This window comes from Chitinophagaceae bacterium (assembly GCA_016699815.1).
GTDB lineage: Bacteria > Bacteroidota > Bacteroidia > Chitinophagales > Chitinophagaceae > Ferruginibacter.
Genome location: CP065012.1, coordinates 229,905 through 244,272, shown reverse-complemented (window position 1 = coordinate 244,272; position 14,368 = coordinate 229,905). Strand labels below are relative to the sequence as shown.

The 14,368-nt window shown below is 38.5% G+C and carries 15 protein-coding genes; 10 read left to right on the top strand and 5 right to left on the bottom strand.

Translation table 11 applies throughout. The features are described 5' to 3' along the window. Positions 1-17: 17 nt before the first annotated feature. Positions 18-1,034 carry a low-specificity L-threonine aldolase gene (ltaE, locus tag IPO46_01095; protein QQS63245.1) on the bottom strand — a complete coding sequence of 339 codons (1,017 nt, stop codon included), beginning with the start codon at positions 1,032-1,034 and terminating at the stop codon, positions 18-20. 260 nt (positions 1,035-1,294) lie between these two features. Between ltaE and IPO46_01090 the strand changes: the two genes are divergently transcribed. From IPO46_01090 to IPO46_01065, 6 genes are all read left to right on the top strand, one after another. Beyond that, positions 1,295-2,155: an RNA polymerase sigma factor RpoD/SigA gene (locus IPO46_01090; protein QQS63244.1), complete on the top strand. Its 861-nt coding sequence runs from the start codon at positions 1,295-1,297 to the stop codon at positions 2,153-2,155. A gap of 109 nt (positions 2,156-2,264) precedes the next feature. Further along, on the top strand, positions 2,265-3,140 hold the full coding sequence (locus IPO46_01085) for a DUF4249 domain-containing protein (GenBank protein QQS63243.1): 876 nt from the start codon (positions 2,265-2,267) through the stop codon (positions 3,138-3,140). Between the two features lie 39 nt (positions 3,141-3,179). Next, on the top strand, positions 3,180-4,127 hold the full coding sequence (trxB, locus tag IPO46_01080; GenBank protein ID QQS63242.1) for a thioredoxin-disulfide reductase: 948 nt from the start codon (positions 3,180-3,182) through the stop codon (positions 4,125-4,127). Positions 4,128-4,209: 82 nt separating this feature from the next. Continuing rightward, positions 4,210-4,572: a dihydroneopterin aldolase gene (folB, locus tag IPO46_01075; GenBank protein ID QQS63241.1), complete on the top strand. Its 363-nt coding sequence runs from the start codon at positions 4,210-4,212 to the stop codon at positions 4,570-4,572. Between the two features lie 18 nt (positions 4,573-4,590). Continuing rightward, entirely contained in the window at positions 4,591-5,343 is a 753-nt protein-coding gene (locus IPO46_01070) for a hypothetical protein (protein QQS63240.1), read from the top strand. 76 nt (positions 5,344-5,419) lie between these two features. Continuing rightward, positions 5,420-7,372: a M1 family metallopeptidase gene (locus IPO46_01065; GenBank protein ID QQS63239.1), complete on the top strand. Its 1,953-nt coding sequence runs from the start codon at positions 5,420-5,422 to the stop codon at positions 7,370-7,372. 61 nt (positions 7,373-7,433) lie between these two features. Here the strand turns inward: IPO46_01065 and IPO46_01060 are convergent, their stop codons facing one another. From IPO46_01060 to IPO46_01050, 3 genes are all read right to left on the bottom strand, one after another. Continuing rightward, entirely contained in the window at positions 7,434-8,381 is a 948-nt protein-coding gene (locus IPO46_01060) for an arginase (GenBank protein QQS63238.1), read from the bottom strand. Positions 8,382-8,386: 5 nt separating this feature from the next. After that, entirely contained in the window at positions 8,387-9,085 is a 699-nt protein-coding gene (locus tag IPO46_01055) for a DUF3291 domain-containing protein (protein ID QQS63237.1), read from the bottom strand. A gap of 65 nt (positions 9,086-9,150) precedes the next feature. Next, complete coding sequence (locus tag IPO46_01050) at positions 9,151-9,567, bottom strand: nucleoside-diphosphate kinase (GenBank protein QQS63236.1); 417 nt, start codon at positions 9,565-9,567, stop codon at positions 9,151-9,153. A 129-nt stretch (positions 9,568-9,696) separates the two neighbouring features. Here IPO46_01050 and IPO46_01045 point away from each other — a divergent pair, with 129 nt between their 5' ends. Further along, a complete protein-coding gene (locus tag IPO46_01045; GenBank protein ID QQS63235.1) occupies positions 9,697-10,722 on the top strand; it encodes a DHH family phosphoesterase in 1,026 nt (341 codons plus the stop codon). A gap of 19 nt (positions 10,723-10,741) precedes the next feature. Beyond that, positions 10,742-11,773: an FKBP-type peptidyl-prolyl cis-trans isomerase gene (locus tag IPO46_01040; GenBank protein ID QQS63234.1), complete on the top strand. Its 1,032-nt coding sequence runs from the start codon at positions 10,742-10,744 to the stop codon at positions 11,771-11,773. Positions 11,774-11,800: 27 nt separating this feature from the next. Here the strand turns inward: IPO46_01040 and folP are convergent, their stop codons facing one another. Beyond that, positions 11,801-12,637, bottom strand: coding sequence for a dihydropteroate synthase (folP, locus tag IPO46_01035; GenBank protein ID QQS63233.1), 837 nt, complete (start codon positions 12,635-12,637; stop codon positions 11,801-11,803). A gap of 67 nt (positions 12,638-12,704) precedes the next feature. Between folP and IPO46_01030 the strand changes: the two genes are divergently transcribed. Together IPO46_01030 and IPO46_01025 are read left to right on the top strand one after the other, a co-directional pair. Then, the gene (locus IPO46_01030; GenBank protein QQS63232.1) at positions 12,705-13,250 is read left to right on the top strand and encodes a DUF1599 domain-containing protein; all 546 of its coding nucleotides are present in this window, start codon (positions 12,705-12,707) and stop codon (positions 13,248-13,250) included. Positions 13,251-13,252: 2 nt separating this feature from the next. Then, on the top strand, positions 13,253-14,353 hold the full coding sequence (locus IPO46_01025) for a DoxX family protein (protein ID QQS63231.1): 1,101 nt from the start codon (positions 13,253-13,255) through the stop codon (positions 14,351-14,353). Positions 14,354-14,368: the final 15 nt, after the last annotated feature.

The following is a 14,368-nucleotide window of genomic DNA, read 5'->3' as shown; positions in this document are numbered from 1 at the left end:
TTTCCTGAAAAATATTATTAAAGGCTTTTTATTGCATCCAAAACTTTATTTACCATTTCATTGGAAATATCCAAATGGGTTACCATACGCACCTGGGTGGCAGAAATGGGGATGCACAAAATATCTTTTTGCTTAAGCTTTGCGGCAAATTCTTTTGGGTTGTATTTGCCTGTAACTTCAAAAATTAAAATATTGGTTTCTACAGGTAACACCCTTCCAATAAAATCATATTCTATTAATAATTCAGCTATGCGATGTGCATTTTCATGATCTATTGCCAGCCGGTTTACATTGTTTTCCAAAGCATAAATGCCGGCCGCAGCCAAATAACCAGCCTGCCTCATACCGCCTCCCAAGAGTTTTCTCACCCGCCTTGCTTGTTTAATAAAAGCGCTACTGCCCAATAATACACTGCCTACAGGTGCACCAAGCCCTTTACTGAGGCAAATAGATATACTATTGAAGATATTGCCATATTGCTTAGGGTTTTCATTTTTTGCCAGTATAGCATTAAATATTCTTGCACCATCTAAATGCAGCTTCATATTATGCTTTAGGCACACATCTTTAATTTTTTGAAATTCAGCAAAATTATAACAGGCACCTCCGCCCCGGTTTGCTGTATTTTCCAAACTCACAAGGCAACTCACCGGCCTATGTACATCATCTGGGTTTACGGCTTCTTCAATTTGTTCGGCCATAAGCATTCCTCTTTGTCCTTCGAGGGTTTTTACCTGGCAAGCGCTGTTAAAAGCAATCCCGCCACATTCATACAGATACACATGGCTATCCTTATCACAAATTACTTCCTGCCCGGCTTGCGTATGGCATTTAATTGCAATTTGATTGGTCATTGTACCACTCGGGCAAAAAATACCAGCTTCCATACCAAAAATTTCGGCAGCAAAGGCTTCCAATTGGTTTACCGAAGGGTCTTCTCCAAAAACATCATCGCCAACATCGGCCTTCATCATAGCCTCAAGCATGGCAGGGCCGGGCCTGGTAAAAGTGTCCGAACGAAGGTCAATGATCATTTTTATCGTTTTATTAAGAGAATTTTCTTTCAAATATCGTCAAATATATAATATTGAATAAAAGATGAGTTGTGTGATTTTTATCATTTATTTAAATATTTCAATATTTTTATGAAATGCCGCAAATGCGTTGTACCTTTGCAAATAGCATAATTCAATACCTCATTAAAATCCCGCTTTGCAGCGTTTTCGTACCAAACTCACTCTGATTTACGGTTTATTGGATTATTTTATAGGATAAAAAGAAATATTATATACACATGAGGCAACTTAAAATAGCTACCCAAATTACCAACAGGGATTCGCAAGCGGTAGAAAAATACCTGCAGGAAATTTCAAAAATTTCGATGATTACGCCGGAAGAAGAAACTATTCTGGCCCAAAAAATTAAAATGGGCGACCAGCGTGCATTGGATAAATTAGTGCAGGCCAACCTTCGTTTTGTGGTTTCAGTTGCCAAGCAATACCAGCACCAGGGTTTATCGCTTAGCGATTTAATTAATGAAGGCAACCTTGGCCTTATTAAGGCAGCCCAGCGGTTTGATGAAACCAAAGGATTTAAGTTTATTTCTTATGCCGTTTGGTGGATTCGTCAATCAATATTACAGGCATTGGCAGAGCAAGGCAGGCTGGTACGTTTGCCCCAAAATAAAATTGGCACTTACAACAAAGCCAATAAAGCCTATATGGCATTTGAACAGGAACATGAACGTGAGCCTTCTACCGAAGAACTTGCAGAGTTGCTGGAAATGAGCGAAACCGAAATTAATAATATTTTTCAAAGCAATACAAGGCACACTTCCTTAGATGCACCGGTACATGAAGCTGAAGATGTAGCCATGGGAGATTTATTAAAAGGTGGCGCCGAAACAGATGAAGATGTAATGCACGACTCATTAAAAAATGAAATCAGCCGTGTATTAAAATCTTTAAGTCCAAGAGAAGCAGAAATTGTAAATGCATATTTTGGCCTCGATGGAGAAGCCGGCGTTACCGTAGAACAAATTGGCCAAAAATATGATCTTACCAAAGAACGAATCCGCCAAATAAAAGAAAGAGCAATAAAAAGGCTGCAAAAAGCAAGGTATAGCGGAACTTTAAAAGCATACTTGGGTAAATAGACTTATAATATTTTTATAGTATCCCTTCTTAAATCAAGAAGGGTTTTTTTTTACTAATATTTGAACAATTTGAATGGGATAACCTGCTTAACTTATGTAATTTTGCAAAATGAAACTTTTTCAACTCCTTTTACTGCTGCTTTTTTTATCTGCTTGCGAAAAAGATGTTGATTTTAAACTACAAACAGCAACACAAAAATTGGTTGTAGATGCCAGCATTGAAAATGGATTGCCCCCAAAAGTGGTATTAACCAAAACCACGCCTTTTTTTGCCAGCATTACGCCTGCCTTACTGGACAGTAGTTTTGTACACAATGCCATTGTAGAAGTTTCCAACGGGATACTTACACACCATTTAAAAGAATATACTTACCCTTTGGCGCCGGGCTTTTTTGGATATTATTATGGGATAGATTCGGCACAACTTGCTACTGCATTTACCGGCGTATTAAATACTCAGTATACGCTAAAAGTAGTGGTAGATGGAAAAGAATATACTTCCTCTATTAGTATTCCGGGCATTGAAACACAAGCAGACAGCATTTGGACAAAACCTGCACCGCATAATGATGATAGTAATGCAAGGGTTATGATGGTAAGGGCAACAGACCCAGCCGGATTAGGGAATTTTATAAGGTATTACACTAAAGTTAACAGTGAGCCAATGTATCCCGGATACAATTCGGTGTTTAGCGATGAAGTAATAGATGGTACAACATTTGAACTGGAGTTTTCCCGTGGCGTAGATAAAAATGACCCGCCAAGCAACGACAGTAATTTTTTTGCAAAAGGGGATACCATTACTTTAAAGTTTTGCAACATCCAAAAGCCGGTTTATACTTTTTGGTCTACCTGGGAGTTTGCCTGGCAATCTATTGGCAACCCATTTGCACAACCCAATACGGTTGAAGGCAATATTTCCAATGGGGCTTTGGGCGCATTTTGCGGATATGCAGCAGTATTTAAAACAATAATTTCAGATTAATAAGAAAAGAAAAATAAAAAAAGAAAACCCATCAGCAAAATGGAAAAAACTACAATTGAAAAACTAAATTGTTTGATTATAGGCTCCGGACCAGCAGGATATACCGCAGCCATTTACGCATCAAGAGCAAATATGCACCCGGTTATGTACCAGGGCATTCAGCCCGGCGGGCAGCTAACTATTACAACAGATGTTGAAAATTATCCCGGCTATCCCGATGGTATTTTGGGACCGGAAATGATGATAAATTTTGAAAAACAAGCCCGGCGTATGGGTACAGATATACGCTATGGCACTGCTACAAAAGTTGATTTCTCCACACATCCTTTAAAAGTGCAAATTGATGAAGAAAAGTGGATTGAAGCCAATTCCGTTATCATAAGTACAGGCGCTAGTGCAAAATGGCTGGGTCTGCCCGGCGAACAACGCTTAAATGGAATGGGCGTGAGCGCATGTGCAGTATGCGATGGTTTTTTCTTTAAAGGGAAAGAAGTAGCTATTGTTGGCGCAGGCGATACAGCGGCAGAAGAGGCTTTATATTTATCCAAACTTTGCACAAAAGTTCACATGCTCATACGCAAAAGTGAAATGAGGGCAAGTAAAATTATGCAGGACCGTGTTTTAAATTCCCCCAACATTATTGTTTACTGGAATACCGAAACCGAAGATGTGGTTGGAGAAAAAAATGTGGAAGGCGTAAAAATCTTCAATAATAAAACCGGGGAAAAATCTACAATCCCGGTAAGTGCATTTTTTGTAGCCATTGGCCATCAGCCCAACAGCGATATTTTTAAAGGTTTTTTGAAGATGGATGAAGCAGGCTATATCATTACAGAACCCGGAAGCACAAAAACAAATGTTGAAGGCGTATTTGCCAGTGGCGATGTACAGGATAAAATTTACCGGCAGGCAGTTACCGCAGCAGGAACCGGTTGTATGGCTGCTTTAGATGCCGAAAGATACCTGGGCGAAAAAGGGTTTCATTAATTCCATGCAGCTATTTTATTAAGAATAAGTCTTTTACCAAAAGGGTAATACCTTTTGGATTCAGCTTTTTTACAGTATTACTATGTTTAATATTCATCTGCAACAGTTAAAATTTCATGGCCATCATGGCATCCTTGACGAAGAAACCTTAATTGGCAACAATTTTGAGGTATCGGTTACCGTTAACTTTATTGCAAAAGGGCCAATAGAATCACTATCCGATACGGTAAATTATGTGGAACTGCACCATATCATAAAAGAAATATTTCACCAGCCCGTTAAATTACTGGAAACACTGGCTGAAGAAATATGCGATAAACTGCATCAGTATGATAACAGGATAAAAAGGGTGGAAATAAGTATCAATAAACTCAATCCGCCAATAAATAATTTTACCGGAACGGTAGGTGTAAGTTTAAGCAAAGATTATGAAGTAATCATTTAATGCAACTAAATACACGCTATGAAAATTTTGTTTTCCTTTATAGTAACAATTGCCAGCCTGCATACTTTGAATGGCCAGGATGCTGGCATTTTTATTAAAGAAGGGGAACAATGGGAAGTACAAATGAATGAAAAATCTGCAATAGAAAGATTCAAGCAGGCCATTGCATTAGAGCCCACCAATGTATATGTACTTTGTAAAATCAGTGAGCTGTACAGCCGCATTGGCAACAGGGAAGCCAGTAAATCTACCAGGGACAGTTATTATACCAATGCCGTAGCTTATGCCAAAAAAGCCCTAAGCATAGCACCGGCAAATGATGAAGCCAATGTTGCCATGGCTATTGCTTATGGCCGCATTGCCTTAACCAAAAGCGGTAAAGAAAAAGTGGGGCTTGTAAAAGAAATTAAGCACTATGCCGATGTAGCGCTTGTTGCCAATAAGCAGAATTTTAAAGCCTGGCATATATTAGGTAAATGGCATTATGAAGTGAGTAGCCTTAATATGGTAGAAAGAACGGCAGTACGGTTATTTTATGGTGGCCTGCCCGATGCTTCATTTAAAAAATCTATTACCTGCTACGAAGTAGCCAAAAAACTTAAAGCCGGTTTTATACTCAATTATCTTGAGCTTGCCAAAGCCTATTACAAAAACAACGAAACAAGCAAATCTTTGGAGCAACTGCGTATCCTTCTTGCACTACCCATTACCACACAGGATGACAACCGTATTAAAACAGAAGCAAGCCTGCTCATTAAAAAATGGAGTTAATATTAAAGCCCTTAATCGGCTAACCCATTTTTTTAGAAAATATTTTGGTTAACTTAGGTGTTCATAATTAAAAACAATGAAACTCCTTTACGCTTTATTTTCTCTATTATTTGCCACTACCATTACTGCGCAAACCCAAAGGCCCGCAACAAAATACGAACCATATAACCTGTTTTCGCCTATTTTTTATCCTTATCCGGAAACCATTACCAGAAGCGCAGACGGCTCACCCAATGCCGGTTACTGGCAAAATGCCGTTGATTATAACATTAATGTTTCCTTAAATGATAACACCCATGTAATTGCCGGTTATGTGGACATTACTTATAAAAATAACAGCCCGCACGAATTGCCTTTTTTGTGGCTGCAGTTAGATCAAAATTTATTTGCCAAAAACAGTCGTGGACAAGCCCGAATGCCCGTGGGAAGTTATAGCAGGTATGGCGATGCAGGTAGTAATTTTGATGGAGGTTATAAAATTACCGATGTAAAACTGTTGCCTCAAAACAGTAACGTGGAGTGCGTTATTTCAGATACAAGGATGCAGGTAAGGCTGCCCAATGCTTTGAAGCCAAAAGGAGATGAAACAAAATTAAGAATAAATTTTTCTTTTATGTTACCAGAATACGGTGCAGATAGGAGCGGAATTTTGAAAACAAAAAATGGGGATATTTTTTCTGTAGCACAGTTTTTCCCACGCCTTTGTGTATATGATGATATACAGGGATGGAATACCGACCCTTACCTTGGCCCTAGTGAATTTTATTGCGAATACGGAGATTATGATCTGAGCATTACAGCCCCGGCCAACCATATTGTGGTTGCCAGCGGAGAACTGCAAAATGCCAAGGATGTACTTTCACCCGGTATGTATAAAAAATACATAGATGCCCGGCAAAGCAATAAAACAAGCATTATTAAATCGGTAGATGAAGTTGACAATGCATCGGCAAAACCCGCAACGGCAACCCTTACATGGAAATTTAAATTGCAAAATGCAAGGGATGTTGCATGGGCAAGTTCCAAAGCTGTAATTTGGGATGGCGCCACTATAAACCTGCCTTCGGGCAAAAAGGCTTTTGCACAAAGCGTTTATCCCATTGAAAGTATTGGGAACAACGGATGGGAGCGCAGCACAGAATTTACAAAAGGAAGTATAGAAAATTACAGCAAACGATGGTTTGAATATCCTTACCCATCCGCAATAAATGTGGCCAGCAATGTGGGCGGTATGGAATACCCCGGAATAGTTTTTTGCGGATCTATGGCAAAGGGTAGTGGTTTATTTGGCGTTACCGACCATGAATTTGGCCATACCTGGTTCCCCATGATTGTAGGGAGCAACGAACGTAAATACGGTTGGATGGATGAAGGTTTCAACACTTTTATAAACGGAATTGCTACCAAAGATTTTAACCATGGTGAATTTTTTGAGCAACACAACAACGCCGATTATCACGCTTTTATGTTTGGCCCCAATTCTGAAAGCATTATGCACACACCCGATGCAATGAAAGAAGGAAATATAGGCAATGCATTATATGGTAAGCCAGGCTATGGATTGGAATTATTAAGGAATCAAATACTGGATTCAAACCGGTTTGACTATGCCTTTAGGATTTATATAAAAAACTGGGCTTTTAAACACCCCACGCCCTGGGATTTCTTCCGGAGTATGGATAACGCAGCAGGCGAAAACCTAAGCTGGTTTTGGAAAGCATGGTTTATGGAAAACTATGCACTTGACCAGGCAATTGATAATGTAACTTATGTTGATAATTTTACACGAAAAGGTGCCATAGTTACACTTAGTAATTTAGATAAAATGGCCATGCCTGTATATTTGAGTTACGCAACCGTTTCAGGAAAAAATGGAAATATTAAATTGCCGGTAGAAATTTGGAACAACACGGCGGTTTTTAAAGTAAAGCTAAATACAGAAGAAGAACTTAAGTGGGTAACCATTGATCCAAATAAAATTTTTCCTGATATGAATTACAGCAATAATACCTGGAAGAAAGAGCAATGAAAAATTTTTAAAAACTTTGATAAGCAAAAGCATTTTACCAAAGCAATCTAAATAAATGCACTTAGTTCATCATAAGTACATTTACGCTTCTTTGTAAAATATTAAAGGCAATTTCAGCCATTAGGTTTTCTTTATCCAGCGTAGGGTTTACTTCGGTAATTTCAAAGCAACACACTTTGCGGTTTTGCATAAACTTACTTATAAGATCTTCGGCTTCTCTTTCCTTAAGGCCGTTGCTTACTGGCGTTCCTGTGCCTTTTGAAATAGATGCATCCAGGCTGTCCACATCAAAACTCACATATATATCGGTACAATCGCTAAGGTAGCGCAATACTTTACGGCTCACATTTTCGGCCCCAATCCTCCTCAGTTCACCTGTAGTAATTACCTTCATTCCGTATTTTTCTATTAAAGCTTTTTCTTCTTTTTCATAATCTCTCAGCGAAATAAACACGATATCTTCCGGCAAAACTTTGGGCATTATTTTCCCAATTCCTTTGAGTTCGTTCCACATTTTTACCGTTTTCTCATCTACCTCATGCGTTTTACTTTCCTGATTATCTTCCCCAATTACTGCCGCTAGCGGCATTCCGTGCATATTGCCCGATGGCGTGGTAAATGGTGTGTGTAAATCGGCATGTGCATCAATCCATATTACCCCAAGTTTACTTTTGGGTTTAGCCATTCTTATTCCCGATATGGTTCCACCTGCTGTACTATGATCGCCACTAAGCACAACCGGGAAAAAATTATTTTTTAAACATTCGCTTACCGACTTACTCAGCCGGCCATAAATTTCCAGCAATCCATGTATGCGTTTGGCATAAGGAGAGTGAATGGGCTCAAACAATAAATGATTGGCCACTTCAACTTTCTCCGAAGGAAAATGGATAAAAAAGTTACTCATAAAATCCAGCGCCGCAACTTTAATGGCATCTACGCCAAGGCTTGCACCACGGGTGCCTGCGCCAATTTCCGACGGAACTTCAATAAGTTTTATATTTTTCATATGCTTCACAAAGGTAGTTTATTATGCATTAACGGATTTTTTCCTTTAAGCGTGCCTTTGCAACTGATAATTTTAAAACGGGTAAACATTTCTTCGCTATACCAGTTACGCTTTCTGGTTTTTTGAATTACGGCTGCATGTTCCTCTTGTGTATAGGCAAATGCCTTCATATCATCCATAGTTTCCCAAATGCTAAATGTAGCTTGCTTTATAAAAGGCATTTCCCCAATGCCCACGCTCAAAAGCAACCCTTTTGCTTTATCCAGTTCGGCAGATACGGGTTTTACGTTTTGCCAAAATTCTCTTAAACGGCTTATCCGGATTGTTGCCCGGGTTAAAATTGCTATAGGTACATTTTCTACCCATTGATTTTCCAATTTGTCAAACAGTGCTTTTCCATCCCATTTTCCTTTTGACCCTACCGGAGCAAGTTCAATATGCAATATTTCGCATTTAAAAAATTTAAGCCATTTTTCAATAAATACCGGGAGGTAATTACCGGTTTCATCTTTCCAGGTAATAAAAATTGCCCATTGCCTTAAATCTGGTTTTTTGCTAAAGCTGCCGTTTTTTCCGCTGCCTAATAATTTGTAAAAAAAAATTTTACGGTTAAAGAGTAGCGGAAAATGAAAAACAGCCATTGCTAAAAAAGCAAATGGGATACAAAAAAATTTGTAACGAATAATAAAAAGAGAAGCGTGCATTTTACAAAAGGACAAAAAAAACCGTTGAAAAAATCAACGGTTTATAAATAAATTTTAGCCTATATTTAAAACTGCTCTAATTTGCTAAAAAAGAAATCGCCTTCAATTAAAGCATTTTCATTGCTGTCGCTACCATGTACGGCATTTTCTCCAACCGATGCTGCATATTTTTTGCGAATTGTTCCTTCCTCAGCCTGGGCTGGATTGGTTGCACCTATCAACTTACGAAAGTCTTCCACTGCATTATCTTTTTCAAGTATTGCAGCGGTAATGGGGCCACGGCTCATAAATTCTACCAATTCGCCATAAAAAGGGCGTTCTTTATGTACGGCATAAAATTCTCCGGCTTTTTCGGTACTAAGTTTAGTCATTTTCATTGCTACAATACGAAAACCAGCCTGGTTAATCATATTCAAAATAGCTCCGGTATGTCCTTTTTCGGTAGCATCCGGCTTAATCATGGTAAATGTTCTCCTGCTCATGTAAAAATTTTTGGGCGCAAAGATAGGTATTCTATTTCACTGTATAGCAATAAGCTGTAAACCCAAAAAGTTTTAGCTTTTTAATAAACATTACATCTGCAATAAAAAACATACTTTTGCGCCGCTTTTATGCAATCTATAGCAAATATATATCCCCAGCTTACTGTTCCTAAAAAGGTTGTGGTAACCATGCATCAAAAGCCCGATGCAGATGCAATGGGCTCTTCTTTAGGCTTATATCATTTTTTAAAACAGTTTAACCATGAGGTTACGGTAATTTCCCCAACTAACTGGGCAAGTTTTTTAAGCTGGATGCCGGGAGCAGATAAGGTTCTAGATTTTGACAGGCCGCACCTTAAAGCCAAAGCCCTGGAAGCCATTGTAGGCGCCGACTGGGTTTTTTGCCTTGATTTTAATACACTGAGCCGTACCAAAAATATGGAGCAGGCTTTATCCGATACGCAGGCCCTGCGCATCTTAATTGACCATCACCAGCAACCACAAGTAGATATGTTTTCTTTTGGAGAAAGCAATACAGAGAAAAGTTCTACCTGCGAAATGATTTATGATTTTATCATAGCATCTGGCCATGCCGATAAATTAAATAACGAAGCGGCACAATGCATCTATGCAGGTGTAATGACAGATACCGGCTCTTTTCGTTTTCCCATTACCAGTGCTGCAGTTCACCGGTTAATTGCCGACTTAAAAAACAGGGGGCTCAACCACAGCAAAATACATGAAGACCTGTTTGATAACTTTTCTGAAAACAGGTTAAAATTTATTGGCAACGTTTTGCTCAACAGGCTGGTAGTATTTTACGAATATAATACCGCATTAATAACTATTCCGCAGGCCGACCTCATAAAGTACGATATTAAAACCGGCGATACCGAAGGATTGGTAAATTACCCTTTGAGTATTGAAGGCATAAAGCTGGCTACCATAATTATAGACAGGGGAGAAGAACGTAAACTCTCATTTAGGAGCAAAGGTGATTTTGACGTAAATGAATTTGCCAGAAAATATTTTTCAGGAGGTGGCCACAAAAATGCAGCCGGTGGCCAAAGTGAAAAGCCGCTGGATGAAGTGGCTAAAGATTTTGAGGAAGCCATCAAACAAAATAGGGACCAATTAAGCACTTATAATTTTTAAACAATAAATATTCATAACGATGAGGAAATTTTCGTTTCTCTTTATTTTAACAGTTACCGTGTTGGCGGCTTGTAAAACGCCATTTAAAAAAGGGCTTGAAGGCACAGAGTATAAAATTATTTCCAACGGCGGCAAAGAAAGCCTTACTACCGGAAAATTTTTGCAGGCGCACATGGCCCGTTATTATACTACCGCAAATGGCGACTCTTTACTTTCGGATACAAGAAACGATGGCGGTCCCATTATTATGCCTTTTGATTCATTAAGCATACCTCCTGAATTTTTTACAGTGTTAAAGCAAATGAAAAAAGGCGATAGCGCCGTATTGCGAATTATCATAGATAGCTTAATGAAGAAAAACCCTTTTGGCTTGCCAGAATCATTCAAAAAAGGCCATTATTTACTTACAACATTAAAACTGGACAATATTTACGAGTCGCCTGATGTAGCCGACAGTGCAACTAAAGCAGAAGCAGAGCTTGTTACAAAGCGCAAAGAAAAACAAGCGGTAGAACAAGTAAAAACCGACGAAAAGCTGCTGGCTGATTTTTTTGCCAAGAACAAAATAAAACCACAAAAAACAGCAGAAGGAACTTATGTTGAAATTATTCAACCGGGTACAGGTCCGCTAATTGATACTTCGGTTGTAGTAACTGCTAATTACACCGGCAGTGTACTCAATGGGAAAGTTTTTGACTCCAATACCGATACCAGCTTTCACCATACTGAACCATTGCCCGTAAATATGACCAACGATATGAGCCTGGGCTCACCGGTAATTAAAGGCTGGACGGATGGATTAAAGCTTTTAAATAAAGGCGCAAAGGCAAAATTGTATATCCCATCTCATTTGGCTTATGGCCCAATGTCCCGTGGCGAAAACCTGCCGCCAAACTCTGTACTTGTTTTTGATATGGAAGTATTGGATATTTTGAGCAAAGCACAGGCAAAAGCAACCATTGAAGAAAAACGCCAGAAAATGCAGGAAGAACAAAAGCAGTATATGGATAGCGTTAAAAAAGTAAAAATAGATACCAGTAAGAAAAAATAATTTGATTTTTTTAATTTAAGCCGCCCCTTAGAGGGCGGTTTTTTTATATTTTTCAAATAACACTATAGCCTGCATGGCTTCTTTAACATCGTGCACACGAAGGATATTTGCTCCGTTTTGAAGGGCCAAGGTATGCATTACCGTAGAGCCATTTAAAGACTCGTATGCCGAAATATTTAAAGTTTTATAAATACTGCTTTTGCGGGAAATGCCGGCCAGTATTGGCTTATCAAGCATTTCAAATATTTTTAAATTTTTCAACAACCAAAAATTATGTTCAATGGTTTTGCCAAAGCCAAAGCCGGGATCAATAATAATGTCGGTAATACCGGCATTTTGGCAAGTGTAAATTTTTTCAATAAAAAACCCGGTTACATCTTTTAAAATATCAACATAATAGGGCTGTAACTGCATGGTTTCTGGGGTTCCCTGCATGTGCATACAAATATAGGGCACACCCATCTGGCCAACAGAGGCTATCATGTTGTCATCCATGTTACCTGCACTAATATCGTTTACTATGTGTGCGCCGGCACCAATAATTTCTTTGGCCACTTCGCTTTGAAAAGTATCAATAGAAATAATTGTGAAGGGATGTGTTTCCCGGATATGTGCAATAACAGGCAAAACCCTTTTTATTTCTTCTTTGGCAGTTATACGGCTGCTTCCGGGCCTTGTGCTTTGCCCGCCTACATCTATAATTGTAGCGCCATCTGTAACCATTTGCCGTATCAATTCTTTTTTACTTTCAATTGAATCATCCAAAAAACCTCTATAAAAAGAATCAGGCGTACAATTAACAATACCCATTACCAGAGGTACATCAAGGTTTAGTATCTTTCCCTTGCAGTTAATTGTTAACATAAAAAGCTTGTTGTATTTTTGGCAAAACCAATTTTTTTTTAAATACCTACTGCAAACATAAACAGTAATGACAACAATCGAACAATACGACGAGGTAATAGCAGGTTGCCGAAAAACATTTTTGCAAAAAACAATTGATTATGGCACATCATGGCGGGTGTACCGTACCATTTCTGTCGCCGACCAAATTTATATTAAAGCAAAACGCATACGCACCATACAGCAAATACAATCGCAAAAAATAGGTGATGATATTCAAAGCGAATTACAGGGGATAATTAATTATTCTATAATTGGATTGATTCAACTGGACATCAATAATGACGAACCCGAAAACCTGGATATAACCCTGCTTGAAAAACTGTATGACGAAAAAGTTTTTTTGGCAAAACAATTAATGACGGCCAAAAACCATGACTATGGAGAAGCCTGGAGGGATATGAGCCAGGAAAGCCTTATTGACCTTTCTTTAGCAAAAATTTTACGCATCAGGCAAATTATTGCCAATGAAGGCAAAACATTGGTGAGCGAAGGAATTGATGCAAATTTTTTAGATATACTTAACTATGCTGTTTTTGCACTCATCTTAATTAGTGAAGAAAAATTAAAGTAAACATGAAAACATTAATAACCATTGTACGTTTTATTGTTGGCGCATTATTTATTTTTTCGGGCCTGGTAAAAGCTATTGACCCGCTTGGGCTTGCCTATAAAATGCAGGAATTTTTTGAAGCCTGGGCATCTGGTGGTTTATTGCCGGGTTTATTGAATAGCCTTAATGCCCAGGCATTGCCGTTTTCCATTACTATGATTACGCTGGAAGTGGTGGTGGGTATTGGTTTAATTATTGGTTGGCAAAAAAAATTTTTTTCCTGGATATTACTTTTACTGGTTGTATTTTTTACATTTCTCACCGGTTATGTTTTGTTTAGTGGTAAAATAAGGGCATGTGGCTGCTTTGGCGATTGTATACCGCTTACTCCCATCCAAACATTTACAAAAGATATCATCCTTTTTATACTTGCATTGTTTTTATTGTTCCGCCAAAAATATATAAGGCCACTGGCAAAACCCTATATTGCCGGTAGCATTGCAGTTTTAGCTGCGTTACTTACCTTACTGCTTCAATGGTATGTATTAAGGCATTTACCGGTAAAAGATTGCCTGCCATTTAAACCAGGCAATAACATATTGGAATTACGTAAAATGCCTGCCGATGCAATACCGGATAAATTTGATTACGTTTTTATTTACAGTAAAAACGGTGAGAAAAAAGAGTTTACCGTAAATGCATTGCCCGACAGTACTTGGACCTATGCCGACAGGAAACAAATATTGATTCAAAGAGGAAAAAATAATATCCCGTTGATCAACGATTTTTCTTTCGGTACTGCTTCAGGCACAGATACTACAGATGCAATACTGGGCCAACCCGGTGAATATTATTTACTCTTTATTCAAAACGTTAAAAACTATCCCGTAAACTGGGATGAAGACAAAAAGGTTTTGGAAAAAATTCAGCAAAAATCAAAAAGTGTTTACCTGGTTACTTCAGGCAGGGGCGATGTAGAAAAAAGGTTCCCTGGAGAAACGGTATTTACCTGCGATTTTACGGCAATTAAAACCGCAGCCCGTTCAAACCCCACTTTATACCGCATGAATGGGCCAGTAATAATGCAAAAATGGGGCTGGGCAGATTTTTCAAAAATTGAATAAACAATAAGGTTGAAA

Bases quoted from the DNA above. Each gene is read 5' to 3' on its own strand.
- IPO46_01030 (QQS63232.1), top strand. From the start codon at position 12,705: ATGACAACAATCGAACAATACGACGAGGTAATAGCAGGTTGCCGAAAA.
- IPO46_01045 (QQS63235.1), top strand. From the start codon at position 9,697: ATGCAATCTATAGCAAATATATATCCCCAGCTTACTGTTCCTAAAAAG.
- IPO46_01085 (QQS63243.1), top strand. From the start codon at position 2,265: ATGAAACTTTTTCAACTCCTTTTACTGCTGCTTTTTTTATCTGCTTGC.
- IPO46_01040 (QQS63234.1), top strand. From the start codon at position 10,742: ATGAGGAAATTTTCGTTTCTCTTTATTTTAACAGTTACCGTGTTGGCG.
- IPO46_01055 (QQS63237.1), bottom strand. From the start codon at position 9,085: ATGCACGCTTCTCTTTTTATTATTCGTTACAAATTTTTTTGTATCCCA.
- IPO46_01025 (QQS63231.1), top strand. From the start codon at position 13,253: ATGAAAACATTAATAACCATTGTACGTTTTATTGTTGGCGCATTATTT.
- trxB (QQS63242.1), top strand. From the start codon at position 3,180: ATGGAAAAAACTACAATTGAAAAACTAAATTGTTTGATTATAGGCTCC.
- IPO46_01065 (QQS63239.1), top strand. From the start codon at position 5,420: ATGAAACTCCTTTACGCTTTATTTTCTCTATTATTTGCCACTACCATT.
- IPO46_01070 (QQS63240.1), top strand. From the start codon at position 4,591: ATGAAAATTTTGTTTTCCTTTATAGTAACAATTGCCAGCCTGCATACT.
- IPO46_01050 (QQS63236.1), bottom strand. From the start codon at position 9,567: ATGAGCAGGAGAACATTTACCATGATTAAGCCGGATGCTACCGAAAAA.
- IPO46_01060 (QQS63238.1), bottom strand. From the start codon at position 8,381: ATGAAAAATATAAAACTTATTGAAGTTCCGTCGGAAATTGGCGCAGGC.
- folB (QQS63241.1), top strand. From the start codon at position 4,210: ATGTTTAATATTCATCTGCAACAGTTAAAATTTCATGGCCATCATGGC.
- IPO46_01090 (QQS63244.1), top strand. From the start codon at position 1,295: ATGAGGCAACTTAAAATAGCTACCCAAATTACCAACAGGGATTCGCAA.
- ltaE (QQS63245.1), bottom strand. From the start codon at position 1,034: ATGATCATTGACCTTCGTTCGGACACTTTTACCAGGCCCGGCCCTGCC.
- folP (QQS63233.1), bottom strand. From the start codon at position 12,637: ATGTTAACAATTAACTGCAAGGGAAAGATACTAAACCTTGATGTACCT.